The 26,246-nt window shown below is 64.3% G+C and carries 25 protein-coding genes; 22 read left to right on the top strand and 3 right to left on the bottom strand.

What is annotated here, in order from left to right:
• Positions 1–38 precede the first annotated feature (38 nt).
• From lysA to ACSU1L_RS04090, 6 genes are all read left to right on the top strand, one after another.
• Positions 39–1,445 (top strand): diaminopimelate decarboxylase, encoded by a 1,407-nt coding sequence (gene lysA, locus ACSU1L_RS04115; RefSeq protein ID WP_439254801.1) that lies wholly within the window; start codon positions 39–41, stop codon positions 1,443–1,445.
• On the top strand, positions 1,442–2,788 hold the full coding sequence (locus ACSU1L_RS04110) for a homoserine dehydrogenase (protein WP_439254800.1): 1,347 nt from the start codon (positions 1,442–1,444) through the stop codon (positions 2,786–2,788). The genes lysA and ACSU1L_RS04110 overlap by 4 nt, the downstream gene beginning before the upstream one ends.
• Positions 2,788–3,738: a homoserine kinase gene (gene thrB / locus ACSU1L_RS04105; RefSeq protein WP_438253615.1), complete on the top strand. Its 951-nt coding sequence runs from the start codon at positions 2,788–2,790 to the stop codon at positions 3,736–3,738. Before ACSU1L_RS04110 ends, thrB begins: the two co-directional genes overlap by 1 nt.
• A gap of 166 nt (positions 3,739–3,904) precedes the next feature.
• Positions 3,905–6,091, top strand: a complete 2,187-nt coding sequence (rho, locus tag ACSU1L_RS04100; RefSeq protein WP_439254799.1) for a transcription termination factor Rho — start codon at positions 3,905–3,907, stop codon at positions 6,089–6,091.
• Positions 6,092–6,115: 24 nt separating this feature from the next.
• Positions 6,116–7,195 carry a peptide chain release factor 1 gene (gene prfA / locus ACSU1L_RS04095; protein ID WP_438253617.1) on the top strand — a complete coding sequence of 360 codons (1,080 nt, stop codon included), beginning with the start codon at positions 6,116–6,118 and terminating at the stop codon, positions 7,193–7,195.
• A 33-nt stretch (positions 7,196–7,228) separates the two neighbouring features.
• On the top strand, positions 7,229–7,630 hold the full coding sequence (locus ACSU1L_RS04090; RefSeq protein ID WP_438253618.1) for a hypothetical protein: 402 nt from the start codon (positions 7,229–7,231) through the stop codon (positions 7,628–7,630).
• A 4-nt stretch (positions 7,631–7,634) separates the two neighbouring features.
• On the opposite strand, the gene epsC is transcribed toward ACSU1L_RS04090, so the two are convergent.
• Both epsC and cysK read right to left on the bottom strand, forming a co-directional pair.
• Positions 7,635–8,189: a serine O-acetyltransferase EpsC gene (gene epsC / locus ACSU1L_RS04085; RefSeq protein WP_438253712.1), complete on the bottom strand. Its 555-nt coding sequence runs from the start codon at positions 8,187–8,189 to the stop codon at positions 7,635–7,637.
• Between the two features lie 16 nt (positions 8,190–8,205).
• Entirely contained in the window at positions 8,206–9,144 is a 939-nt protein-coding gene (gene cysK, locus ACSU1L_RS04080; protein ID WP_438253619.1) for a cysteine synthase A, read from the bottom strand.
• 106 nt (positions 9,145–9,250) lie between these two features.
• On the opposite strand from cysK, the gene prmC reads away from it, so the two are divergent.
• From prmC to ACSU1L_RS04000, 16 genes are all read left to right on the top strand, one after another.
• A complete protein-coding gene (prmC, locus tag ACSU1L_RS04075; RefSeq protein WP_439254798.1) occupies positions 9,251–10,111 on the top strand; it encodes a peptide chain release factor N(5)-glutamine methyltransferase in 861 nt (286 codons plus the stop codon).
• 46 nt (positions 10,112–10,157) lie between these two features.
• On the top strand, positions 10,158–10,859 hold the full coding sequence (locus ACSU1L_RS04070) for an L-threonylcarbamoyladenylate synthase (protein WP_439254797.1): 702 nt from the start codon (positions 10,158–10,160) through the stop codon (positions 10,857–10,859).
• Positions 10,856–12,007 carry an MraY family glycosyltransferase gene (locus ACSU1L_RS04065; protein WP_439254796.1) on the top strand — a complete coding sequence of 384 codons (1,152 nt, stop codon included), beginning with the start codon at positions 10,856–10,858 and terminating at the stop codon, positions 12,005–12,007. The genes ACSU1L_RS04070 and ACSU1L_RS04065 overlap by 4 nt, the downstream gene beginning before the upstream one ends.
• Positions 12,007–12,465 carry a hypothetical protein gene (locus tag ACSU1L_RS04060; protein WP_438253623.1) on the top strand — a complete coding sequence of 153 codons (459 nt, stop codon included), beginning with the start codon at positions 12,007–12,009 and terminating at the stop codon, positions 12,463–12,465. Before ACSU1L_RS04065 ends, ACSU1L_RS04060 begins: the two co-directional genes overlap by 1 nt.
• 114 nt (positions 12,466–12,579) lie before the next feature.
• Positions 12,580–13,425, top strand: coding sequence for a F0F1 ATP synthase subunit A (gene atpB, locus ACSU1L_RS04055; protein ID WP_439254795.1), 846 nt, complete (start codon positions 12,580–12,582; stop codon positions 13,423–13,425).
• 43 nt (positions 13,426–13,468) lie between these two features.
• A complete protein-coding gene (gene atpE, locus ACSU1L_RS04050) occupies positions 13,469–13,708 on the top strand; it encodes an ATP synthase F0 subunit C (protein ID WP_438253625.1) in 240 nt (79 codons plus the stop codon).
• Between the two features lie 35 nt (positions 13,709–13,743).
• Positions 13,744–14,295 carry a F0F1 ATP synthase subunit B gene (locus ACSU1L_RS04045; RefSeq protein WP_438253626.1) on the top strand — a complete coding sequence of 184 codons (552 nt, stop codon included), beginning with the start codon at positions 13,744–13,746 and terminating at the stop codon, positions 14,293–14,295.
• On the top strand, positions 14,295–15,083 hold the full coding sequence (locus ACSU1L_RS04040; RefSeq protein WP_439254794.1) for a F0F1 ATP synthase subunit delta: 789 nt from the start codon (positions 14,295–14,297) through the stop codon (positions 15,081–15,083). The genes ACSU1L_RS04045 and ACSU1L_RS04040 overlap by 1 nt, the downstream gene beginning before the upstream one ends.
• Before the next feature lie 52 nt (positions 15,084–15,135).
• Complete coding sequence (gene atpA / locus ACSU1L_RS04035; protein ID WP_438253628.1) at positions 15,136–16,776, top strand: F0F1 ATP synthase subunit alpha; 1,641 nt, start codon at positions 15,136–15,138, stop codon at positions 16,774–16,776.
• A 20-nt stretch (positions 16,777–16,796) separates the two neighbouring features.
• On the top strand, positions 16,797–17,699 hold the full coding sequence (locus ACSU1L_RS04030; RefSeq protein ID WP_438253629.1) for a F0F1 ATP synthase subunit gamma: 903 nt from the start codon (positions 16,797–16,799) through the stop codon (positions 17,697–17,699).
• A 21-nt stretch (positions 17,700–17,720) separates the two neighbouring features.
• On the top strand, positions 17,721–19,175 hold the full coding sequence (gene atpD, locus ACSU1L_RS04025) for a F0F1 ATP synthase subunit beta (RefSeq protein WP_438253630.1): 1,455 nt from the start codon (positions 17,721–17,723) through the stop codon (positions 19,173–19,175).
• Positions 19,176–19,177: 2 nt separating this feature from the next.
• Entirely contained in the window at positions 19,178–19,453 is a 276-nt protein-coding gene (locus ACSU1L_RS04020; RefSeq protein ID WP_438253631.1) for a F0F1 ATP synthase subunit epsilon, read from the top strand.
• Positions 19,454–19,546: 93 nt separating this feature from the next.
• On the top strand, positions 19,547–20,293 hold the full coding sequence (locus ACSU1L_RS04015) for a YaaA family protein (protein ID WP_439254793.1): 747 nt from the start codon (positions 19,547–19,549) through the stop codon (positions 20,291–20,293).
• A gap of 95 nt (positions 20,294–20,388) precedes the next feature.
• A complete protein-coding gene (locus tag ACSU1L_RS04010) occupies positions 20,389–21,180 on the top strand; it encodes a DUF5684 domain-containing protein (RefSeq protein ID WP_439254792.1) in 792 nt (263 codons plus the stop codon).
• 195 nt (positions 21,181–21,375) lie between these two features.
• Positions 21,376–22,221 carry a PP2C family protein-serine/threonine phosphatase gene (locus ACSU1L_RS04005; protein ID WP_439254791.1) on the top strand — a complete coding sequence of 282 codons (846 nt, stop codon included), beginning with the start codon at positions 21,376–21,378 and terminating at the stop codon, positions 22,219–22,221.
• A gap of 69 nt (positions 22,222–22,290) precedes the next feature.
• Positions 22,291–25,095 carry an FtsK/SpoIIIE domain-containing protein gene (locus ACSU1L_RS04000; RefSeq protein WP_439254790.1) on the top strand — a complete coding sequence of 935 codons (2,805 nt, stop codon included), beginning with the start codon at positions 22,291–22,293 and terminating at the stop codon, positions 25,093–25,095.
• A gap of 3 nt (positions 25,096–25,098) precedes the next feature.
• On the opposite strand, the gene ald is transcribed toward ACSU1L_RS04000, so the two are convergent.
• Positions 25,099–26,211, bottom strand: a complete 1,113-nt coding sequence (gene ald, locus ACSU1L_RS03995) for an alanine dehydrogenase (RefSeq protein WP_438253636.1) — start codon at positions 26,209–26,211, stop codon at positions 25,099–25,101.
• Positions 26,212–26,246 lie beyond the last annotated feature (35 nt).

The raw sequence follows: 26,246 nt of genomic DNA, 5'->3' as shown, positions 1-26,246 counted from the left end.
TGATCTGGCCCGAGGATTCCCTCCACGATTGGTGCTCTGTGCTGTCTCACGCAGAATCGCTCGCCCCGGAATGGCTTGTAGAGCCAGAGGACGCCAACTCTTTGGCGCCACTGGTTTGGCCCAAATCAGCAGCCCGCGACGACAGCGGTGCACTGACGATCGCGGGGATGACAACGACAGAATTGGCGCGGACGTACGGCACCCCTCTGCTCGTACTCGACGAGTTGGAAGTCCGCAGCCGCGCACGCGCATTCTTCACGTCATTCTCCGAATCTGCCGCCGCACACGGCACGAGTGCGCGGGTCTATTACGCCGGCAAAGCTTTCCTGTCCACAGCGGTCGCACGCTGGGTGACCGAGGAGGGCCTCAACGTCGACGTCTGCACGCGCGGGGAGTTGGAGATCGCCCTCGCAGCCGGCGTGGAGCCTGCACGTATCGGGTTCCACGGCAACAACAAGTCGCTCGCCGAGATCGAACGGGCCGTAGAGGTCGGCGTCGGGTCGATCATCATCGACAGTGCGATCGAGATCGAGCGGGTCGCGGCGGCCGCCGCGCAGCGCGGCGCTGTGCAGCGCGTGCTGGTGCGAGTGAACAGCGGCGTGCACGCTGAGACGCATGACTTCCTCGCGACCGCCCACGAGGACCAGAAATTCGGCATGCCGTTGACGGACGCCGAAACCGCAGTCGCACGCATCCGCGCTCTTCCGAGCCTGGAATTTCTGGGACTGCACTGCCACATCGGCTCGCAGATATTCGGCGTCGCCGGATTCAGAGAATCAGCATCGCGCGTGCTGGAACTGCACGCGAAGCTCCTCGCCAGCGGCGATGCCCCGCTGCTGAACCTCGGCGGTGGTTTTGGAATCGCCTATACGGGTGCCGATGATCCCACACCGATTGAGCAGCTCGCCGCAGAGATCGTCGAAACGGTCGCCGAGGGATGTGCGGCACGCGGCATTCCGATGCCGCAGCTCGCTTTTGAACCAGGGCGAGCGATCATCGGCACTGCCGGCGTCACCCTTTACGAAGTGGGCACGACCAAGAACGTGCGACTGGAGCGCGGGAGCCGGCTGTATGTCAGCGTCGACGGCGGAATGAGCGACAACGCGCGACCGGCTCTGTATGGCGCGCAATATTCGGCTCGCGTCGCTTCGCGTCTCAGCGCGGCGGATGCCGTGTTGGCCCGTGTCGTCGGCAAGCACTGCGAATCCGGTGACATCGTCGTCGACCACGAGTATCTCCCCGGCGACATCGCCCCAGGAGACCTACTGGCCGTTCCGGCGACCGGCGCCTACTGCGCTTCGCTGTCCAATAACTACAATCACGTCCCTCGTCCCGCGGTCGTCGCGGTCGCAGACGGCACTTCCCGCGTCATCGTGCGCGGCGAGAGCCTGGAAGATCTTCTCGCGCGGGACACCGGGATCAGCACGAATGAAGGAGCACGATGACCGACCTTGCACACAGCGATGCGGCTCAGGGGAACAACACAGCGGAGTATCGAAAGCTTCGGGTGGCGTTGCTCGGCGCCGGTGCCGTCGGCTCCCAGGTCGCCGACCTGCTGCTGCGTCACGGAGCCGAACTGGCGGACCGTGCCGGTGCATCTCTGGAGCTCGCCGGTATCGCGGTACGCGATGTCGATGCTCCGCGTGATGTGGACCTCCCGAAGGAGCTGTTCACCACGGATGCCGAGAGCCTGATCGTCGGAAGCGACATTGTGATCGAGCTGATGGGTGGTATCGAGCCTGCCCGCACCAACATTCTGACCGCGCTGAACTCCGGTGCCGATGTTGTCACGGCCAACAAGGCTCTGCTGGCAACGCACGGCACTGAGTTGTTCGAAGCGGCCGACCAGGTGGGCGCTTCGGTGCACTACGAGGCCGCCGCCGCCGGTGCGATCCCGATCATCCGTCCGCTGCGCGATTCGCTGGCCGGAGACCGGGTTGTGCGTTTGATGGGAATCGTCAACGGCACCACGAACTACATCCTCGACCGGATGGACTCCGAGGGAGCCGACTTCGACGAGGTGCTCGCTGACGCACAGCGGCTCGGCTACGCGGAGTCAGATCCGACCGCAGATGTCGAGGGCTTCGACGCCGCGCAGAAGGCGGCGATTCTGGCATCCCTCGCGTTCCACACCACGGTTCCTCTGGAAGCGGTGCACCGTGAGGGCATCACCCAGGTCACGCCCTCGATGATTGAAGAGGCACGTGCTGCCGGATTCGTCATCAAGCTGCTCGCGGTGTGCGAACGCATCACCACTGATGCCACCGAGTCGATCTCGGTCCGTGTGTACCCGGCACTGGTCTCGCGCACGCATCCACTCGCCACGGTGCACGGGGCGAACAACGCCGTGTTCGTGGAAGCAGAAGCGGCCGGCTCGCTGATGTTCTACGGCGCCGGTGCCGGCGGCGTGCAGACCGCGTCCGCTGTGCTCGGTGACGTCGTCTCCGCTGCGCGCCGTCATATCGCCGGAGGTGTCGGCGTGGGGGAGTCCACGCGGGCGAACCTGCCGACGGTGCCGATCGGTCATGTCATCACCCGGTACCAGATCACCCTCGAAGTGTCCGACCAGCAGGGCGTGCTCGCCACGATTGCCGGCATCCTCAGCGAGGGCGGTGTCTCGGTCGCCACACTCGTGCAGACGATCGAGTCAGAATCTGACCCCACCGCCCGCCTGATCATCGGTACGCACCGCGCGCCCGAGCAGGCTCTGAGTGACGCTGTTGCGGCGCTGGCGGCCAGTTCGGTCGTTGACCGAGTCGTGTCCGTACTGCGCGTGGAAGGCGAGTGATGGCGGTTTCGGACCCCGAGCTTGTCGAGGGGCGCACCGTCCAGGTGCAGGTGCCGGCCACGAGCGCAAATCTCGGACCGGGCTTCGACACGCTCGGACTCGCACTCAGCGTTTACGACGAACTCACGGTGTCCGCGCTGTCGGACGACCGGATCGAGATCGAAGTCACCGGCTCCGGGGCATCCGAGATTCCGCGAGACGAATCGAACCTCATCGTTCGCTCGATGGCGCATGTCTACCGGGATGCTGGACGCGATATGCCCGGCGTGCGCATCGTCGCACACAACGGTGTGCCGCACGGGCGCGGACTCGGGTCATCCGGCGCAGCGGTCACGGCCGGCGTGCTGGCAGCTAAGGGGCTTCTTGCTGGCGAGGTCGACTTCACCGACGCCGACCTGCTCCGCTTGGCGACTGAGCTGGAAGGGCACCCCGATAACGTCGCACCGGCTCTGTTCGGAGGTCTGACGATCGCCTGGACAGGAGAGCGCGGCCCGCAGCACAAGAAGTTGCTGGTGCACCGTGGCGTTGCGCCACTCGTCCTGGTGCCGGAGCGGACCATGTCGACGAGCCTTGCTCGTTCGCTGCAGCCTCCGCATGTGTCGCGTGAGGATGCCGTGTTCAATGTTTCTCGCTCCGCGCTGTTGATCGCAGCTCTCACGCAGAGCCCGGAGCTGCTCCTGGACGCGACGGCGGATCGACTGCACCAGGACTACCGGGCAGAGGCGATGCCGGAGACGCACAAGCTCGTCATGGCGCTGCGTGCGGCTGGATTCGCCGCCGTCGTCTCCGGGGCAGGACCCAGCGTTCTCGTTCTCGCCGATGGGCCAGGCAACCGCCAGTTCGCAGTGGAGCTGGCCGAATCCATCGCCGACACCCCGTGGGATGCTCTCATGCTGGCCGTCGACGTGCGTGGTGGTACAGTAAGGGAACGAGCGGAGGGCTCCACGTAATTTCGTGAATCTGGCCCCCATCGCAATTCTGCGAGATCCGCACGCAACCCCCAGAACTGCTTCAATGTTCTGGCTGGTGGGCGCCGAGCGTCTACCCGTGCGATCGCGCGCAGCACCCGTTGTGCGCGAGACATGCTCATTTCCCACGACATATGAGGGAGTACTCGTGGAGAATTTCTCCGAGACCCAGAACGACCAGGCAACACCCGTCGCCGAGACCGTAACCGCCGAGACAACAGCTCCGCCGCGCAAGCGCGCGCCGCGCCGGGCGACGACCGCCACGGCGGCAGCGAAGACCAAGCAGGAAGCCGAAGCGGCCTCCGCTGAGGCGGCATCCGCGCCAGCTGAATCTGCGCCGGCAGCGGCTGCGCCGGCTGAAGCTGCTCCGGCTGCTGAAGCTGCTGCGGCCGAGGCTGCGCCGAAGGCGAAGACCCCGCGTCGCAGCCGTGCCAAGAAGACTGAAGAGGCACCTGCTGCGGCCGCTGCTGCGTCGGACGACGCAGCAGTTGCACCCGCAGCAGCTGAATCGGTCGACGCACCAGCTGAGGCACCGAAGGCTCCGGCCCGCGGCCGTCGCAAGAAGGCAGATGCTGCCAGCGACGCAACTGCCGAGTCCAGCACGAACGACAAGGCTGACGCGGGCGACGCGACAGCGAGTGAGTCGAACGATACCGGTGCCGATGCGAGCACCGAATCAGCCCCGGCTGCCAAGAGCGGCCGTGGTCGCAGGACTGCCAAGGGCGCGAGCGCTGACAAGTCGAACGCTGACAAGGCTGACGCTGACAAGTCGGGCGCTGATAAGGCTGACGCGGACAAGGCTGACGCAGACAAGTCCGGCGCAGACAAGTCCGGTGCAGACGCGAAGTCCGCTGACAACGTGTCATCCGAGAAGGCCGGCTCCGGCGAGAAGTCGGTGCAGTCCGACTCGGCTGAGAATTCCGACAAGTCGGACTCCGCCGACAACAACTCCGATTCGAATGACGGCGAAGAGGGCTCCGGCCGTGGCCGTGGTCGCAACCGCAACCGCAACCGTGGTCGCAGCCAGAACGGCGGCAGCGACAACCAGCAGCAGAGCTCCGACGACGACAACGCCAACAGCAACAGTCGGGGGCGTCAGCGCAACAAGCGCCGCACCAACGGGACCTCCGACGAGTTCGAGACCGAGGTCGGCGAGGACGACGTACTGATCCCGATCGCCGGTATCCTCGACGTTCTCGACAACTACGCTTTCGTCCGCACCACCGGCTATCTCGCCGGCGCCAGCGACGTCTACGTTTCGCTCGGCCAGGTGAAGAAGTACAACCTGCGCAAGGGCGACGCGATCGTCGGTGCGATCAAGCAGCCTCGTGAGAACGAGCAGCAGGGTCGTCAGAAGTACAACGCACTGGTGAAGGTCGACTCGATCAATGGCCTGTCCGTCGACGACGCGGCCACCCGCGTGGAGTTCGGCAAGCTCACCCCCCTCTACCCCCAGGAGCGCCTGCGTCTGGAGACGGCTCCTGAGAAGCTGACCCAGCGCATCATCGACCTGGTCGCCCCGATCGGCAAGGGTCAGCGCGGCCTGATCGTCGCGCCGCCCAAGGCCGGTAAGACGATCGTCCTGCAGCAGATCGCCAATGCCATCTCGCAGAACAACCCTGAGGTCCACCTCATGGTCGTCCTCGTGGACGAGCGCCCTGAAGAGGTCACCGATATGGAGCGCACTGTGAAGGGCGAGGTCATCGCCTCGACCTTCGACCGCCCCGCCGAGGACCACGTAACGGTTGCTGAACTCGCCATCGAGCGCGCCAAGCGTCTCGTCGAGCTGGGTCGCGACGTCGTCGTTCTGCTCGACTCGATCACCCGCCTGGGTCGCGCGTACAACATCGCAACTCCCACCTCGGGCCGCGTGCTCTCCGGTGGCGTCGACGCCGCAGCGCTCTACCCGCCGAAGCGCTTCTTCGGTGCTGCTCGCAACATCGAGAACGGCGGATCGCTTACGATCCTTGCCACTGCGCTCGTCGAGACCGGCTCCAAGATGGACGAGGTCATCTTCGAAGAGTTCAAGGGCACCGGCAACAGCGAACTGCGCCTGTCGCGCCAGCTGGCAGACAAGCGCATTTTCCCGGCCGTCGACATCAATGCATCGTCTACGCGTCGCGAAGAGATGCTGCTCTCGGCCGACGAGGTCAAGATCACCTGGAAGCTGCGTCGCGCGCTTGCGGGCCTTGATCAGCAGCAGGCATTGGAAGTCGTGCTCGGCAAGCTCAAGGAGACGCAGTCGAACGTCGAGTTCCTCGTGCAGATGCAGAAGTCGATGCCTGCTCCGGTGGCCGGTGGCTCCAGCCACAGCCATGAGAACAACATCCGCTGATCGCGAACTGAGCGGAGCAGAGGCGTGTTCGATTCGGTTCAAGCACTGATCGAGGAGCACCGCCGGGTGCAGGAGGAACTCTCCGACCCGGCGGTGCACGCCGACGCCGCCCGCGCGAAACGGGTCAACCGGAGATACGCCGAGCTGAGCAAGATCGTCGCAGCGCACGACGCGTGGGTCGCGGCATCCGCTGATCTCGAGGCTGCGCGCGAGTTCGCCAAGGAGGACGAGGCATTCGCCGAGGAAGTGCCGGTTCTGGAAGAAGGGCTGGCGCAATCGCAGGAGAAGCTTCGCCGTCTGCTGATCCCACGCGATCCGGACGACGCACGCGACGTGATCCTGGAGATCAAGGGCGGTGAGGGCGGCGCCGAAAGCGCCCTCTTCGCCGGCGACCTATTGCGCATGTACATCCAGTACGCCGCCCACAAGGGGTGGAAGACCGAGCTGCTCGAGCACAACGAGTCCGACCTCGGCGGCTACAAGGATGTGCAGATCGCGATCAAGGGATCGTCTACGGATCCTTCCCAGGGCGTCTGGGCTCATCTGAAGTACGAGGGTGGGGTGCATCGTGTGCAGCGAGTGCCCGCCACCGAATCACAGGGGCGCATTCACACCTCGACGACCGGCGTGCTGGTCTTTCCTGAGGTTGATGAGCCGGAAGAGGTCGCGATCAGCCAGAACGACCTCAAGATCGACGTGTACCGGTCCTCGGGCCCGGGTGGTCAGTCGGTGAACACGACCGACTCCGCAGTGCGAATCACCCATCTGCCGACCGGCATCGTCGTCTCGATGCAGAACGAGAAATCTCAGCTGCAGAACCGCGAGGCCGGTATGCGCGTGCTGCGTGCTCGTATTCTCGCCAAACGGCAAGAGGAATTGGATGCCGCGGCATCTGATGCACGCAAGTCGCAGATCCGCGGGATGGATCGCTCGGAGCGCATCCGCACCTACAACTTCCCGGAGAACCGGATCGCCGATCACCGGACGGGCTTCAAGGCATACAACCTTGATCAGGTGATGGACGGGGCTCTTGACCCGATCATCGAGAGCGCGATTCACGCTGACGAGGAAGCGCGCCTCGCGGCCATCGGCTCCGAATCCTGACTCGTACCGCGCCGGCAGCACTATGATCAGGTCGTGATCACATTTCTGCTGCGCACACTGATGTTCCTCATCTCTGCGGGCATCGGGCTCATCGTCGCCGATTTCGCGCTCGAGGGCTTTGAGATCGAGTGGAATAAGTGGTGGGGATTCGTTGTGTGCATCGTGATCTTCACGATCCTGCAGAGCGTGCTGAGTCCGTGGATCAGTAAACTCGCCGACCGCTACGCTCCCGTGCTGCTGGGCGGGATCGGCATCATCTCGACGCTCGTCGCACTGATTGTGGTTGTTCTGCTGCCGATCGGCGGCCTGCGCATCAATGGAATCGTGTCGTGGATTCTGGGCGCCGTCATCGTCTGGGTGGTCACCGCGTTGGGATCGGTATTGCTGCCGCTGATTTTCCTCAAGCGCAAAGTAGTCCAGCGCCCCGGGCGCTGACCGCTCAAATCGAGTAGTCGGCGGCGATCCGCAGAGAACTGAAATCGTCGCGACCACCGCGTCTGCGAGCACGCGCCGGGACACCGACGAGGATGCTGTCCTGTGGGGCATCCTTGGTCACTACGGCATTCGCACCGACCACGGTGTTGCGTCCGACAGTGATCGGGCCGAGGATCTTCGCGCCAGCGCCCACGACCACACCGTTCGCGAGCGTCGGATGCCGTTTGCCGGTGTCATCCTGCGTACGGCCGCCCAGCGTCACCCCGTGATACAGCATCACGTCATCGCCGATCTCGGCAGTCTCGCCGATCACGACTCCTGAGCCGTGGTCGATGAAGAAGCGTCGCCCAATCTTCGCGCCGGGATGAATCTCAATCCCGGTCATCCAGCGCGCGAACTGCGAGTTTGCACGCGCCAGGAAGCGCAGCCGCCGACGCCACAGGCGGTGCGAGACCCGATGCGCCCAAACGGCGTGGAGACCGGGATAGAGCAGGCCGATCTCTACGCCGGATCGTGCAGCAGGGTCGCGAAGGCGCGCAGCGGCGACGTCCTCGCGCATTCGACCGATCACGTGCTCAACTCTCGCGCAGGTCCTCGAACAGTGCCGTGGAGATGTAACGCTCGCCGGTGTCGGGCATGATCGCAACGATGGTCTTGCCAGCGTTCTCCGGTCGCGCGGCAACCTGCAGCGCGGCCGACAGTGCGGCACCGGAGGACATTCCGACTAGCAGACCCTCCTTGGACGCCAGCTCTCGGGCCAGTCGCAGCGATTCGTCGAACTCGACGGCGATGACCTCATCGAGAACGTCGCGATCGAGGACATCAGGGACGAAGTTCGGGCCGATGCCCTGAATCTTGTGCGGCCCCGGGTGCCCCTCGGTGAGAACGGGGGAGTCCTTGGGTTCGACGGCGACCACGATGACGTTGGGATTGGCCTTCTTGAGCGCCTGGCCGGTTCCGGTGACAGTGCCGCCGGTGCCGATTCCAGCGACCAGAATGTCGACGTTGCCGTCCGTGTCGCGAAGAATCTCCTGCGCGGTGGTTTCGCGGTGGATCTGCGGGTTCGCCGCGTTCTCGAACTGGCGGATCCACACAGCCCCGGGAGTCTCGGCGACGATGCGCTTGGTCTCCTCGATCGCTCCACTCATTCCCGTCGTCGGGTCGGTGAGCACGATCTCCGCGCCGAAGGCCTTCAGCAGCACACGACGCTCTTTCGACATGGATGCCGGCATAGTGAGGATGACACGATAGCCGCGGGCCGCTCCCACCATGGCCAGTGCGATGCCGGTGTTGCCGCTGGTGGATTCGACGATGGTGCCACCGGGCTTGAGCTCGCCCGATGCCTCGGCGGCGTTGACCATCGCGATGCCGATGCGGTCTTTGACACTCCCGGCCGGATTGTAGGACTCGAGTTTGACGAGGACTGTGGCGCCGAGGCCCTCGGTCAGGTGGTTCAGGCGGACCAGTGGCGTGTTGCCGAAGGCCGTCGTGATGTCTGAATGGATGCCGCTCATGATGTGGCCCTTCGTCCGAGAAACGGTGCGTGACAAAGCCTATGCGAGTCGATGCAGCTGTGGGGCAATGTGACGCAGCTGCACGGGTGAGCCGTACGCTGGAAGGATGCCCGAACCATCCGTCGCCGCCGTTGTACGCTCCGCCGCTGAGGAGCTGGCACGCGCAGGCGTCCCTGACCCGCTCGTGGATGCGGAGCTGCTCGCAGCGCACGTGCTCGGACTCCGCCGCGGCGAAGTGCAGGCGGCGATCATCCGCGGCGACACCATGAGCGAGCGCAATATTTCGGACCTCGAACCCCTGGTCTCGCGGCGCGTTGGACGAGAGCCGCTGCAGCACCTCACCGGGATCGCACCATTTCGCCACCTCGAACTGGCCGTCGGACCCGGAGTGTTCGTGCCGCGGCCGGAGACAGAGACAGTCGCCCAGTTCGCGATCGACGCTCTGCTGAATGCTCCGGATCCCGAGCCCATCGGCGTCGACCTGTGCACAGGAAGCGGCGCGATTGCTCTGGCCATGGCCACCGAGGTCGCTCATTCCAGGATCTTCGCTGTGGAGCTCTCCCCGGATGCACATGCCTGGGCCGCTCGAAATACCGCCGGAGCGGATAACCTCACGCTCGTCCAGGGCGATCTGGCCGATACGCTGCCCGAACTCGATGGGACGGCTGCGGTGGTGATCTCCAACCCGCCATACGTTCCGGATGATGCGATTCCTCGTGATCCTGAGGTGCGATTGTTCGACCCCGCGCTGGCGCTTTATGGCGGGCCCGACGGATTGGACATCGTGCGTGTGCTCAGCACGCGGGCGCTGCGCCTGCTTCGACCCGGTGGGCTCCTGGTGATCGAACACGGCGAACTGCAGGGGGAGCAGATTCGCGATCTGCTTGCCGCCGACTCCTGGCGGGCACCGACGACGCACCGTGATCTCACCCAGCGTGATCGTGCCACGACGGCGCTTCGCCCCTGACACCGAGAACGGCCCGTCCGGCCGGTGCACGTAGACTGTTGGGGTCATGTCCTCTGTCTTCGATTGCCACGATGAGGCGCAGCTACTTGCCGGAATGCGCCATGCTCGTCAGGCGATCGCGCGCGGCGAGCTCATCGTCCTGCCCACCGACACCGTCTACGGCCTCGCGGCCGATGCTTTCACGCCCGCGGCCGTGCAACGACTGCTCGATGCGAAGGGGCGTGGACGCAATCAGCCGCCGCCGGTTCTTGTCGCCAGTCAATCGGCTCTCGCCGCGCTGGTGGAGGAGATTCCCGAGCCCGTGCAGCGACTCGTCGACGAATTCTGGCCGGGCGGACTGACCATCATCCTGCCCGCCCAGCCATCACTGTCCTGGGACCTTGGCGACACACTCGGCACGGTCGCCGTACGGATGCCGGATCTGCATCTGGCCCTGGAGCTGTTGGCAGAGACCGGCCCGCTGGCAGTGTCGAGTGCGAATCTGACGGGTAAAGATGCCGCAGTGTCAGCGGTCGACGCCGAGCGGATGCTGAAGGACAGCGTCGCGGTATACCTCGATGGCGGCTTCAGCCAGAGCGGCGTCGCCTCGACGATCATCGATGCGACCTCTCTTGTACGCCGTGGCGCCGATGACGATTCCGAGCCGCGCGTGCGTGTCCTGCGCGAGGGGGCGATCTCGCGGCAGCGTCTGGAAGCAGTGCTGGGCGAGCTGCTGGAACCGGAACCCTCGCCGGACGGCGCGGCGTGAAGCAGTACCTCTTCACCATCATCCTGACCGCGACCATCACGCTCGTGATGTCGTGGGTCGTCTGGCAGCTCAGCCTGCGCTTCAAGCTCTACCCGGGCATCCGGGAACGGGACGTGCACACCACGCCGACGCCGCGGTTGGGCGGCGTGGCGATGTTCCTCGGAATCGCTGCTGCGATCGGCGTCTCCTCGGCCAACCCGTTCTTCAGCATCATGTGGGTGCCGCCGCAGACGATGTGGGCAGTGCTGGGGGCAACACTGCTGATCGCCGTCATCGGCGTGATCGATGACCTGTGGGACCTGGATTGGATGATCAAACTCGGCGCGCAGTTCCTGGCGGCGGGGATCATCACCGTGGTGGGTGGGCTGCAGATCCTGGCGCTGCCGCTGGGCGACATGATCATCTTCTCGAGCTGGTTGAGCATCGCCGTGACGATGTTCGCCATTGTGATCGTCATGAACGCCGTCAACTTCATCGACGGCCTGGACGGACTGGTCGCGGGCGTCTGTCTCATCGCGAACAGTGTCTTCTTCGCATACTCGTACATCCTCACGCGCGATACCGGTGCCAGCAGCTACTTCAACCTGGCATCCTTTCTCGCAGCAGTCGCCATCGGCGCGTGCCTCGGCTTCCTGCCGTTGAACTGGAGCCCGGCGAAGCTGTTCATGGGCGACTCCGGCGCCCTCGTGATGGGCCTGTTGATGTCGACAGCTGCTATCTCGCTGACCGGGCAGATGTCTTCGGCGGCGATGGACCCGGAAGAATTCGGCCGCTCGCAGCTGCTCGGTGCATTCATCCCGATTCTGCTCCCGCTGGTGGTCGTCATGCTGCCACTGCTCGATTTCGGACTGGCCGTGTTCCGACGGATGCGCGCGGGCAAATCCCCGTTCTCGCCGGACCGCAAGCACCTGCACCACCGGATGCTCGATCTCGGGCACCGCGACCGCGATGCCGTGCTCATCTTTTATGCCTGGACGGCGGTCATCTCGCTCGCCGTGCTCTTGATGTACGTCGGAACGCGGGAGGACTGGCCCGGTCAATATCTGCTCGGCGTGGCGTTCGGCGTGATCGGCATCGCAGCCTGCCTGATTGTCACCCTGCTTCCCTCGCATCCCGAAACGCGAAAAGCTCAACCGGAGAACAACTGATGAACAACGTCACCGTCTCAAGTACACCCGTCCTTCGTGCCGCCCTCATCTGGGGGATGAGCATCGGCGGGGCCGCGCTGCTGATTGCCGCTGTTGTCGGCTTCCTGGTGGCTGGGGGACCGGGGCTGTGGAGCGGCGTGGTCGGTGCGCTCGTGGGTGTGATCTTCCCTGCGTTGACGGCAGCGAGCATTCTGTTCGCGAACCGTTGGTATGGAAAGCCGGCGTTCCTGCAGGCTTTCTTCGGAATCGTCATGGGTGCGTGGCTGCTCAAGTTCGTGCTCGTGGTCGTACTCCTGCTCGTGCTGTCGCAGCTGGCGTGGGTCGTACCGCTGGTCTTCTACATATCGCTGGTCGCCACAGCGGTTGCCTCACTGGCCGTTGACCTGGTGGTGATGCGCAAGATTCGCATCCCCGCGGCATCCGATGTGGTGCTGCCGGAAGTGGATCCGGAAGCATGATGCGGCCCGGCGTACTGAAGCACTCGGAGTTTTTGATAGAGTGTTTGAGTCACCTTGTGGAAGTTGTCTGGCGGTGAAACCCAGGCCCTGCAGGGACCTTTTTCTCACCTCCCGATGCGTTGGGTCCATCCCACGCGAGAAGCAGGAGTCGATCCGTTGACTTACGCGAGTGCGGTCTTGCTGGCCGCCGACGATAACCAGTTCCACCCGCCGTCGATTGGTGATTTTTTCCCTCCCGCCCTCTTCTTTGAGGGAACGGCGTTCGAGTTCACCCGGATCAACCTCGCGCAGGTCATCGCAACTGTGGTGCTGGTGCTCGTGCTCCTCATCGGAACACGACGTCTGAAGGTTGTTCCTGGTCGTTTCCAGAGTGTGATCGAGCTCTTCTTCGGATTCGTCCGCGAGCAGGTCGCCTACCAGGTCCTCGGCGAGAAGGACGGCAAGCGCTTCCTTCCGATTCTCACGACGATGTTCTTCGGCATCCTGTTCATGAACCTCACCGGCATCATCCCCGGCATCAACATCGCCGGAACCTCCGTCGCCGGAGTTCCTCTGATGCTGGCGCTGGTCGCCTATGTGGTGTTCATCTACGCAGGAATCCGCAAGCACGGTGGACTGCGTTTCTTGAAGAACTCGCTCGTACCGAGCGGCGTTCCCGTCTACCTTGTGCCGATCATCGCCCTCGTGGAATTGATCTCCACCTTCATCGCGCGACCGGTCTCGCTGTTCCTGCGACTGCTGTTGAACATGATCGTCGGGCACATGATGCTCGTGCTGTTCTTCTCGGCCACGCACTTCTTCCTGCTGAGCATGAACTGGCTCACGCCGTTCGCTATCGGAACCTTCGGACTGAGTTTCGCATTCACTCTGTTCGAGACCTTCGTCTACGTTCTCCAGGCATACGTCTTCACAATCCTGACTGCGGTCTACATCCAGCTCGCAGTCGCAGAAGAGCACTGACGAGCATCCAATCGGATGCTCGCCCTACGAAAGGAAATAACCAGTGGACGCTACGACAGTTCTCGCGCAGATCACGGGTAACATCGCAACCGTCGGTTACGGTCTGGCAGCGATCGGCCCGGCTATCGGCCTCGGCATCATGATCGGCAAGACCATCGAAGCCACCGCGCGTCAGCCTGAGCTTGCTGGACGACTGCAGACCACGATGTTCATCGGTGTCGCATTCATCGAGATCCTCGCGCTCATCGGCATCGCCACGCCGTTCATCTTCGCCGCAATCTGACCCCGCCGCTCGCGACTCGAGAATAAGGAGACAGGATGCTGAACGCTCTTGTCACTCTCGCGGCCGATGGCGAAGTCGGTAACCCGCTGCTCCCAGCGAGTTACGACATCATCTGGTCGCTTGTGTGTTTCATCATCATCTTCGTCGTGGTCTGGCGGGTGGCTCTTCCCCGGCTGGCGACGGTGCTCGACGCGCGCTCCGCGGCCATCGAAGGCAACATCGCGAAGGCAGACGAAGCTCAGAAGGAGGCGGAGGCGGCTCTCGAGGAGTACACGCGTCAGCTTGCTGAGGCGCGTACCGAAGCCGGCGAGATCCGTGAGGCCGCCCGTGAGGACGGCAAGAAGATCGTCGCCGAGGCCAAAGAGACCGCGACTACTGAGGCAGCACGTGTGTCGGCTCTCGCCCACGCACAGATCCAGGCCGAGCGTGAGACCACACTCGTCCAGCTGCGCTCTGAGGTCGGAACCCTCGCGATCGACCTTGCCGGTGGCGTGGTCGGGGAGACTCTCTCCGACGATGCTCGGGCATCCGCTGTTGTCGACCGTTTCCTCGCAGACCTCGAGGCAGCAGACAAGGCGGCCAAGTAATGGGCAGCGCGACCACTCAGGCACTCGAAGCTTCGACTGCGGCCCTCGCTCAGGCGAAGGGCATCACCCTCGACACGGCCGGTGAGTTGTTCACCGTGGCGCGTCTGGTGGGGGAGTCGGGGCAGCTGAGCGGCGCGCTTGCCGATCCGGCTGCTCCAGCAGGTTTGCGGGAGCAGATGGTGGCATCTGTCTTCAGCACCGCGTCAGAGGCGACCCGTCAGGTGCTTGCCGTTGCCGTGGGACAGCGCTGGTCTGATGCGGATGGGCTTATCGCCGGCATCGAGGAACTCGCGATCCGTGCTGCGGTCATCGCTGAGCCTCAGGCAGACGTGGAGGGGGAGCTGTTCTCCTTCCTTCGTGTCATCGCCGCCAATCCGGAACTCGAGCTTGCGCTCGGCGGACGGATGGGCGACAACGGCGCCAAGCGGGTTCTGGTCGACAAGCTCATTGCGGGCAAGGCCTCTACGGCGACCACGCTGATCGCCTCGTCGCTGGTTCTCCAGCCTCGCGGCCGAAGGATACGTCAGCTTCTGAACCGGGCGATGAAGATCGTTTCGGCGCAGGGCGGACGCATCGTCGCCACGGTGCACACGGCAACAGCGATGACTGCTGCGCAGCGGACGCGTCTCGGCGAGGCGCTGTCGCAGCGCTACGACGGACAGATCTCGATCAACCAGGTCATCGACCCCACAGTTGTGGGCGGACTGCGTGTGCAGGTCGCCGACGACGTCATCGACGGCAGCATCTCCGCGCGGCTCGCCGAACTTCGACAGAAGCTCGCGGGCTAATACGACTTCGCGCGGGGAACCGCGCAGACTCTCTCAATACAAAGGGAAGACAATGGCAGAACTATCGATCAGCCCCGACGTCATCCGTGACGCGCTGAAGGACTTCGCCGCTGCGTACGAGCCCACCGGCCCGGCAGCAACCGAAGTCGGCACCGTCGTGGACGCCGCTGACGGCATCGCCCACATCGAGGGCCTGCCCGGCGTCATGGCGAACGAGCTCCTCACGTTCGCCAACGGCACGCAGGGCCTCGCACTGAACCTCGACGAGCACCAGATCGGAACGGTCGTCATGGGCGACTTCTCCGGTATCGAAGCTGGCCAGGAAGTTCGCCGCACCGGCGAAGTCCTCTCGGTCGCCGTCGGTGATGGCTACCTCGGCCGCGTCGTTGACCCGCTGGGCAACCCCATCGACGGTCTCGGAGAGATCGCATCTGAGGGACGCCGCGAGCTGGAGCTGCAGGCGCCTGGCGTCATGCAGCGAAAGAGCGTGCACGAGCCGATGCAGACAGGTATCAAGGCAATCGACGCCATGATCCCGGTCGGCCGCGGACAGCGCCAGCTCATCATCGGTGACCGTCAGACCGGTAAGACGGCCCTGGCGATCGACACGATCATCAACCAGAAGGACAACTGGGCGTCTGGCGACACCAACAAGCAGGTTCGCTGCATCTACGTCGCCATCGGCCAGAAGGGCTCGACGATCGCCTCCGTCAAGGGTGCGCTCGAAGATGCTGGCGCTATGGAGTACACGACGATCGTCGCAGCTCCCGCGTCGGACCCGGCAGGCTTCAAGTACATTGCGCCCTACACGGGATCTGCAATCGGACAGCACTGGATGTATGGCGGCAAGCACGTCCTCATCATCTTCGATGACCTGTCGAAGCAGGCTGAGGCCTACCGTGCCGTTTCCCTGCTGCTGCGTCGTCCGCCGGGCCGCGAGGCTTACCCGGGTGACGTCTTCTACCTGCACTCGCGTCTGCTCGAGCGTTGCGCGAAGCTCTCCGATGAGCTCGGGGCGGGTTCCATGACGGGTCTTCCCATCATCGAGACCAAGGCCAACGACGTCTCCGCATACATTCCGACCAACGTGATCTCCATCACTGACGGCCAGATCTTCCTGCAGTCCGACCTCTTCAACGCTAACCAGCGTCCGGCGGTCGACGTGGGAATCTCGGTCTCGCGAGTCGGTGGTGACGCTCAGGTCAAGTCCATCAAGAAGGTTTCCGGAACGTTGAAGCTGGAGCTGGCGCAGTACCGCTCGCTCGAGGCTTTCGCGATGTTCGCAAGCGACCTGGACGCGACTTCTCGTCGTCAGCTCGACCGCGGTGCGCGCCTGACTGAGCTGCTCAAGCAGCCGCAGTACTCGCCGTACCCGGTGGAAGACCAGGTCGTCTCGATCTGGGCGGGCACCAATGGCAAGCTCGACACGATCGCGGTCGAAGACGTTCTGCGCTTCGAGCGCGAACTGTTGGATCACCTGCGTCGCAACACGAAGGTGCTCGACACTCTTCGTGAGACGAACGTTCTCGATGACGACACGGCTGCCGAACTGAACAAGCAGGTTGATTCGTTCATCCTGGAGTTCCGTGGCGGCAACGGTCAGGCTATCGACGCCGTCGGCCATGAAGAGCACTCCGCTGCTGATGTGGATGACATCAACCAGGAGAAAATCGTCAAGGGCCGTCGCGCGTAATCGCGTGAGGTACTGAAAACATGGGCGCTCAACTCAGGGTCTACAAGCAGAAGATCTCTTCTGCTCAGACGACCAAGAAGATTACGAAGGCGATGGAACTCATCGCGGCTTCGCGCATTCAGAAGGCGATGGCGCGCGTTCGCGCGTCGTCGCCCTTCGCGCGGGCGGTCACACAGGCTGTGTCTGCTGTCGCGACGTACTCCGACGTCGATCACCCACTCACACGCGAGCCGGAGACGATTCGTCGGTCAGCCGTCGTGGTCTTCTCATCAGACCGCGGCCTTGCCGGTGCCTTCAACTCCCAGATTCTGCGTGAGGCGATGGAGCTGGGCGAGCTCATCCGCTCGCAGGGCAGTGAACCGGTTTACTACCTCGTCGGGCGTAAGGCCGTCGGGTACTTCCAGTTCCGCGGCATCAAGTCCGCTGCAGAGTGGACCGGTGACACGGATACTCCGCAGTTCAAGACTGCTGAGGAGATCTCGGCGTCGCTGCTCGAGGCATTCCAGCGCGGCGGTGCTGACGGTGGGGTCGACGAGTTGCACCTCGTCTTCAACCGCTTCGTCAGCATGATGACGCAGAGCCCGGAAACGGTCCGTCTGCTCCCGCTGGAGATCGTGGAGAACGCTGAAACTCCCGAGCCCAGCGCCGCGCTGTACCCGCTCTACGATTTCGAGCCGGATGCAGAGACTGTGCTCGACGCGATTTTGCCGGTGTACGTCCAGAGTCGGGTCTTCAACGCCCTGCTGCAGTCGTCGGCCGCCAAGCAGGCCGCGACGCAGAAGGCAATGAAGTCGGCCAGCGACAACGCCGACAAGCTCATCACCGACTACACCCGTCTGCGCAACAACGCGCGTCAGGCGGAGATCACGCAGCAGATCGCGGAGATCGTCGGCGGCGCCGACGCCCTCGCATCGAGCAAATAGACCATCAGGAGAGAGACGAAAATGACCCCCACCGCTACGGCTGACCAGCCGGCGACCGCGGTCGCCGGACGCGTCGCACGCGTCAACGGTCCGGTTGTCGACATCGAGTTCCCGCACGACTCGATTCCGAACATCTACAACGCACTGAAGACCACGATCACGATCGGCGAACAGTCGACTGAGATCACGCTCGAGGTTGCACAGCACCTCGGTGACGACCTGATCCGTGCCATCGCCCTCAAGCCCACTGACGGCATCGTCCGTGGGCAGGAAGTGCGTGACACCGGCGAGGCCATCTCGGTTCCCGTCGGCGACGTCACCAAGGGCAAGGTCTTCAACGTGATCGGCGAGGTTCTCAACGCAGAGCCCGGCGAGCAGATCGAGATCACCGAGCGCTGGCCGATTCACCGCCAGGCGCCGAACTTCGACCAGCTCGAGTCGAAGACGCAGATGTTCGAGACCGGCATCAAGTCCATCGACCTTCTCACCCCGTATGTGCTGGGTGGAAAGATCGGCCTGTTCGGTGGTGCTGGTGTCGGCAAGACCGTCCTCATCCAGGAGATGATCCAGCGTGTTGCGCAGGATCACGGTGGTGTGTCGGTGTTCGCCGGTGTCGGTGAGCGCACCCGTGAGGGCAACGACCTCATCCACGAGATGGAAGAGGCCGGCGTCTTCGACAAGACCGCCCTTGTCTTCGGTCAGATGGACGAGCCGCCGGGAACCCGTCTGCGCGTCGCGCTGTCGGCTCTGACGATGGCGGAGTACTTCCGCGACGTGCAGAAGCAGGACGTGCTGTTGTTCATCGACAACATCTTCCGCTTCACGCAGGCCGGCTCCGAGGTCTCCACGCTGCTGGGCCGCATGCCTTCGGCCGTGGGCTACCAGCCGAACCTCGCCGACGAGATGGGCCTGCTCCAGGAGCGCATCACCTCGACGCGCGGTCACTCGATCACCTCGCTGCAGGCGATCTACGTTCCGGCCGATGACTACACCGACCCGGCTCCGGCGACCACCTTCGCGCACCTCGACGCGACGACCGAGCTGAGCCGTGAGATCGCGTCGAAGGGTCTGTACCCGGCCATCGACCCGCTCACCTCGACGTCGCGCATCATGGATCCCCGCTACTTGGGCGAGGACCACTACCGCGTTGCGACCACGGTCAAGCAGATCCTTCAGAAGAACAAGGAACTGCAGGAGATCATTGCGATCCTCGGTGTCGACGAGCTCTCCGAAGAGGACAAGATCGTCGTGTCGCGTGCACGTCGCATCCAGCAGTTCCTCTCGCAGAACACCTACATGGCGAAGAAGTTCACCGGTGTCGAGGGGTCGACGGTTCCGCTCAAGGAGACCATCGAGTCCTTCGATGCCATCGCAAAGGGTGACTTCGACCACGTCGCTGAGCAGGCATTCTTCAACGTCGGTGGTATCGGCGACGTCGAAGAGAAGTGGGCTCAGATCCAGAAGGAGAACGGCTGATCATGGCACTCGGCGCTAGCTCGCTGAAGGTCAGCCTCGTCTCCGCTGACGCGGAGGTCTGGACGGGAGAGGCTACGCTCGTCGTCGCCAAGACCGTTGAGGGTGAGATCGGCATCATGCCAGGACACGAACCGATTCTGGCCATCCTGGCCGAGGGCCAGGTTCGCATCACCGAGCTGAACGGCACGAAGGTGCTCGCCAACGCTCAGGATGGTTTCCTGTCGATGGATCGCAACCAGGTGACGATCGTCGCCGGTAACGCCGCCCTCATCGCCTGAACTGACTAATCACGGACGCGTCCGCTCTTCGACTCATACCGGTTCCCGGTCCCTGACACTGTCGAAGGGCGGGCGCTTTCGCGTCTGGACATCATGAAAATTCTGCTTCCCCCCTCCGAAACGAAGCGTGCCGGGGGCGACGGATCACCGCTATCGCTGCCCTCCCTCGCTCTCTCGGCGCTCACGGACCAGCGTGAAGCGTGTGTAGAAGCACTCGTCACGCTGGCTGCGGACCCGCTCGAGGCTCGCCGGGTGCTCAAGCTCAGCGAGCGCCAGCTCGGCGATATCGGGCACAACGCGGCCCTCCGCTCGGCACCCACTCTGCCCGCCATCGATCGCTACACCGGTGTACTGTACGACGCGGTGGACGCTGCCAGCCTGGACGCTGATGCCCGCGCATGGCTCGGACGTCATGTGCTGATTCACTCAGCACCGTTCGGACCGGTCGCAGCGCTCGACGCTATCCCCAGCTATCGACTGGCGGCAGGTACATCCCTGCCGGGTGTTCCACCATTGCGCAGGCTCTGGGCTGATGCGACCACCGCCGCGCTGGCCATGGCGGAGTCAGCGTTCATCCTCGACCTGCGCAGCGAGGCCTACGTCGCGCTCGGTCCGCTGCCGCAGCGTGCGGCATCCGCCTATGTCCGTGTGGTCACCGAACACGGCCGCGCTCTCAACCACTTCAATAAGAAGGCCAAGGGCGAACTCGTTCGAGCGCTGGCTGAGTCCCGTCCGTCGATACGCTCCGTGCAATCGCTCATCGCCTGGGGGGATGAGCGGGGCTTCCGTTTCCGGCCGAGCGACGATGGCATCGCGCTCGATCTTGTCGTCGACTCCTGAGCCGACATACGCCGATGATGCGTGCAGCGGCCCCGCGGGCACGCTATCGTGATTGACGCGACGTGGAATGCGTTGCTCATTCCTTGGAGGGACTAATGGACTCTTACTACTACGACACCACAGGGGCGGCCGCGGGCATCCTCGTCGTCACGGTGTTGCTCAGTCTGCTGTTCGCAGTCGCTGGCTACGTGTTGTCGTCGCTGTTCCTGATGAAGATCTTCGAGAAGGCTGGCGTCGAAGGTAAGTGGCGCGCCTGGGTTCCGGTCTACAACAGCATGATCTTCCTCAAGCTCGGCGACATGAGCCCCTGGCTGATCCTGTACGGCATCGGTGCATCTGCGGTGCTGGGCTGGATTCCGGTTATCGGACAGATCATTATTCTCGCTGCGGCCGTTCTGATGGTTCTGGCGGCTTACCGCGTTGGCCAGAAGCTGCAGAAGGAGGGCGCCTGGGTCGTTCTCTACATCTTCTTGTCGATCGTCTGGCTCGGAATCAACGCCTTCGACAAGTCGCGCTGGAACACGCAGATCCCTCCCGCTCCCTGGGCTGCTAACGCTTTCTTCGGCGACCGCACCCAGTGGGTTGCCGTCCCCGCGCAGTCGTCAGGTCAGGTTCCGCCCGCTTACGGTGCTGCTCCTGGATACGGTGCTGCTCCTGGCTACCAGCCGCCGGCCGCTCCTGGCTACCAGCAGCCCGCCGCTCCTGAATATCAGCCACCTGCAGCGCCGGGATATCAGCCGCCGCCCTCGGCTCCTCCCGCTGCTGCTCCCGGCATTCCTCCCGTGACGCCGCCGCCGGCTGACCCGCCGCAGCCTCCGACGACGCCGCCGGCACCCCCGATGCCGCCGGCACCGCCGGCGGATCCGACGCAGCCGCCGGCTCGATGAGCTAACCGCTTCAGAGCGTGAGACGCAGGACTCTCGACTTTGTTCGAGAGTCCTGCGTCTTGCGTGGCGGATACTCCGATAGCGTTAACCCATGGTCACGTCGCAGTCCCGAACAACGTACGCTTCGCAGTTCCAGTACGATGTGTGAGTATCCTGCGGCCACCCGACTCGCCGCGTTCACCCCGGAGGCTTTCTTTGTCTGAGACGACCACGCAGACGTATCGCGTTGGCGTTACCGATGATGACGATGTGATTCTGCACTGGGCCGCAATCACAGACACCGGCCACCGGCGTGACAATAATCAGGACGCGTACCTCGCCGAGTTCCCGCTGTTCGTCGTCGCTGATGGCATGGGCGGTCATGCCGGCGGCGAGATCGCCAGCCAGAGCACGATCGCGCGGCTGCAAGAGATTGTCGATGGCGGCACAGTCGCCACCGCAACAATCGAGAAGGCGCTTGAGCTCGCCGTCGCAGACATCGCCTCGCATCCGGACACCACTGACGAGGGCACGGGCACCACTCTGACCGGAGTGTTCTTCGATGCGGCAATGGATGAACCGCGATGGGTGTCGCTGAACATCGGCGACTCGCGGGTCTACCTGCTGCGTGATGAGCGACTTGTGCAGGTGACGACAGATCATTCTGTGGTTCAGGAGCTGATCAGTTCCGGGCGCCTCAGTCCAGAAGAGGCTGACGGGCACCCGTACAGCAACGTGATCACACGCGCAGTCGGTGCCAGTGAACTCACACCCCCGGACTACCTGGGCATCGAGGTGCTCGACGGCGATCGTTTTGTGATCTGCTCGGACGGACTGACGAAAGAGCTCACCGACTACGGCATTCAGCATTTCCTGCGCGAAGAATCAGATCCGGCAAAGGCTGTCGACGCGATGCTCGCAGCGGCTTTGGAAAATGGCGGGCGAGACAACGTCACGCTGATCATCGTCAAGGTCGAGCGTACGGGCGGCGCTGTTTCTGCGGATGATGCCGCAACAGCGAAGATCAACACGATCGATGAGTCTTCCTCCACACCGGAGTAGTTGAGAAAATAACCTCAGAAGGCTGTGGATAACGGCTTCTGCGCGGTTCGGGTGTCGTGCAATGGATGCATGGACCTCGAACCCATCATGCTGCCGACCGCGGCCGCAGAGCCTCGCAAACAGCCCATTCCGGTGTTGGCGGCTGTCGTGCCGATCGCCGCTGGCGTCGTGCTGTGGTTGATCACCGGTTCGATCTTCTCGCTGTGCTTCGCAGCCCTGGGGCCGCTGATGATTGGGGCATCGCTGCTGGACGGGTTGCGCACGAAGCGTCGTGATCGCCGCATCGCGGACGAAGACGCAGTTGCTGCCTGGCGGCGCGTCGAGCAGGACCTGGGACGTCGGCAGTTGAGGGAGCGGCGCGAACTTCGGCGAAATCACCCTGATGCGGCCGCGAGCATTCTGGACCCGCCCCTGCGTGATCTACAACCGATTGACGACACCACCGCGCTCGTCGTCGGCTCCGGCACGCGCCCCAGCGCATTGCGAGTCACCGGCGACGACAGCGAGCGTGCGCGAGCCTTTCGCGAGCGGGCGGCGAACCTCGAGGATGTTCCGGTGGTCGTCCCGATGCGGCGCGGTGTCTGCTTTCACGGACCGCTGCCTCTCGCCTCCGCCGCGGCGCGGGCTCTTCTGGTGCAGCTGTGCTTGCGCTTTTCCCCGTCGCAGCTCGCGCTGCTCGGCGACGGACTCGGGCCGCTGGGACTCGGGCGGTTTCCGCACGCCGGTCCACCCCGCCGTGGTGCCTGGCGGATCGCTGTGATGCTCGGCGACGGAGACTCCCCAGATGCAGCTGCGCACGTGTGGGTATGCGATTCTGACGCCGACGTGCCAGAGGGCATCACGACGGTGATCGACTGCACACGCCCCCAACGTGGGCGGCTGCGTACCACCGCGGGTATCGAAGAGATCGTGGTGGAATGCCTTTCGCTGGCGCAAGCTCAGGCTCTCGCGGTCGCGAGTCTGGATCGCGAGGGTGATGTTGCCCAGTTGCCCGACAGCGTGGCCTTGGCACAACTGCGGCCGCCGCCGCACGAGGATGCGCCGGGGCTCCGTGCCGCGGTCGGCCGCACCGAGAACGCTGACGTGTTCCTCGATCTCGTTGAGGACGGCCCGCATGCGATCGTCACAGGTATGACCGGCTCGGGAAAGAGCGAACTGCTGGTCACCTGGATCGCGGCGATGGCTGCCGCGCACGGTCCGGACACGCTGGCATTCGTTCTGGCGGATTTCAAGGGCGGTACGGCATTTGATCCGCTGCGAGCGCTGCCGCATGTGGCCGCGGTGATGACCGATCTTGATGAGGAGGGCGCCAGACGCGGTGTGGAGAGCCTGACCGCGGAACTCCGGCGCCGCGAGGCCGTCCTCGCAGAGCTCGGCGCTCGAAATGTCACCGAAGCCGGTGGCAGATTGGCGCGCCTGGTGATCGTGGTCGACGAGTTCGCGGCGCTGCTGCAGGAGCACCCGGATCTCGGCGCCGTCTTCACCGACATCGCGGCGCGCGGACGGGCTTTGGGGATGCATCTGATCCTTGGCACGCAGCGCGCGGCCGGTGTGATCAAAGACGCGCTGGCGGCGAACTGTCCGCTGCGCGTGAGCCTGAGAGTGACGGAAGCCGCGGACAGCCGGCTGGTGATCGGCTCCGACGACGCTGCCGACCTCCCCGGTGGCGCAGCATCCCGAGGCCTGGCTTTCATTCGGCGTCCGCAAGATTCGGATGCTTTCGCCGTGCGCATCGCGCTGACCGGGGCGGACGATCTGCGCGCCGCTGCCTCGCGGTGGGCGGGGGCTGCCGAGCCGGCGAGTCCTTGGCTGCCGCCGCTGCCGAAGATGCTCGCGTTGGATGAGCTGACTCCTCCCCACGATGCACCGGACGCGCTGCTGGTGGGGCTCATCGACGAACCAGAACGGCAACGGCAGTCGCCGATGCTGCTGCGGCCCGGAACCGATCGAGGGCTCGCCGTTATCGGAGGAAGCGGCTCCGGCCGGTCGAGCATCCTCCGGCTTCTGTCAGCCCAGAGCCCACACGCCATGCTGATCCCCGCAGACTCCGAACGGGCGTGGGATGCCCTGACGATGCTAAGCGAGGGGGATGCTGCGCCTCCGGGACTCGTCCTGTGCGATGACCTGGACCAGTTGACCGCATCATTTCCGGTTGAGTATGCGCAGGTGTTCATCGAACGCTTCGAGAAGCTGGTGCGCTCATCTGCCGCGCGCGGTTGCACCGTTGTGATCGCGACGGGGCGCGGATCCGGTCAGATCTCTCGCGTCGTCGATGCGCTGCCGCAGCGCCTGCTGCTGCGGATGAGTACCAAGATGGAGCACCTCGCAGCCGGCGGCGACAACGACGGCTACCACCGTGACCGTCCGGCCGGGCGCGGCCGCATCGAAGAACGGGAGGTGCAGATCGCTTGGGTGCAGCCGGAGCCCGCTCACGGTCACGCACCAGCCCGCGAGGCGAGCACTGATTCGCTGTGGTCGCCGGCGGCAGGAATCGTCGGGGTCGTCGCGCCCGCGGTGCGCCGTGTGACCGAGGCACTGCGCAGCGCCTTTCCGGACTGCGATGTGCGTCCGGTCGTTGACCGTCTCGCGGAGCAGGCAACGGATCACTCATCCACACTAATGATGTCGTCTCCGTCAACCCCGACGGTGCTGGTTGGAGACGCGGAAAGCTGGCAGCGTCAGTTCGCCCAGTGGCAGCGTGTCCGCAGCGAGGGGGAGATGCTGATCCTCGCCGAGTGCGCGAGTGAATTACGCTCTCTCGCCGGATGCCGTGAGCTGCCGCCGTACGCCGAAACCCATATGGCTCGTGCCTGGGCGCTGCACGACGGCTCCTCACCACGTCGGGTGGTCGTTCCCGGGCTCAGCGCCGTCTGAGCGTCACAGCGCCGACGCGAGCGGCTGGGAGTCCCAGCCGTGCGAAACAGCGACGCTCTCGTTGACCACAGCCCCGCCGGTGGTGTTGAGCCCGGCAGCCAGCGCGGCATCCGATCGAAGGGCCTCTCGCCAGCCCCGGCTCGCGATCTGGCGAATATAGGGGAGAGTCGCATTGGTAAGCGCTGAGGTCGACGTATTGGGAACGGCGCCGGGCATGTTGGCTACGCAATAAAAGACGGTGTCGTGCACGGCGAAGGTCGGATCGTCGTGCGTGGTGGGACGGGTGTCCTCGAAGCAACCACCCTGATCGACAGCGATGTCCACCAGGACGCTGCCGGGGCGCATCTGCGACACCATCTCATTCGTGACGAGCTTGGGTGCGCGGGCGCCGGGAATCAGCACCGAGCCGATCACCAGGTCGGAGGCGAGTACGGCACTGCGCAGATCCAGCGGGTTGGAGGCGGCCGTTTTCACACGTCCGGCGAAGTGGTCATCCAGCATCCGCAGTCGCGCGATGTTGGTGTCGAAGATCGTGACGTCGGCGCCCATCCCGCTGGCGATCACAGCGGCGTTCGCACCGGCGACACCGCCGCCGATGATGGTCACGGTCGCTGGGCGCGTTCCGGGAACTCCGGACATCAGCAACCCGAGGCCGCCGTTCGAGCGCATCAGTGTGTTGGCACCGACCAGCGGGGCCAGCCGCCCGGCAACCTCGCTCATCGGAGCGAGAAGCGGCAATCCGCCGCCGGGCAGCTGCACCGTCTCGTACGCGATGGCGGTGACCCGTTCGGCCACGAGACGCTGTGTCAGAGCACGATCGGCGGCAAGATGCAGGTACGCGAAAAGCGTCAGGTCTTCGCGAAGATGAACGTACTCGGATTCGATGGGCTCTTTGACCTTCAGGACGAGCTCGGCGTTCGCCCAGACGTCGGATGCGTCGCCCAGGAGTGTCGCGCCCGCCTCGGCGTACTCGGCATCGGGCATGGAAGATCCGACACCGGCGCCGACCTGTACGAAGACCTCGTGGCCCGAGCGCACCAGATCATGCACACCGGCAGGGGTCAGCGCGACACGGTACTCGTTGTTCTTGACCTCGGTGGGGACGCCGATTCTCATCATTGCTCCTGTTCGCCCTCGAGGGTGAGGGATTC

The sequence above is a fragment of the Microbacterium sp. A94 genome, from assembly GCF_051842855.1.
Lineage (GTDB): Bacteria > Actinomycetota > Actinomycetes > Actinomycetales > Microbacteriaceae > Microbacterium.
This window is presented reverse-complemented; position numbering and strand designations above follow the sequence as displayed.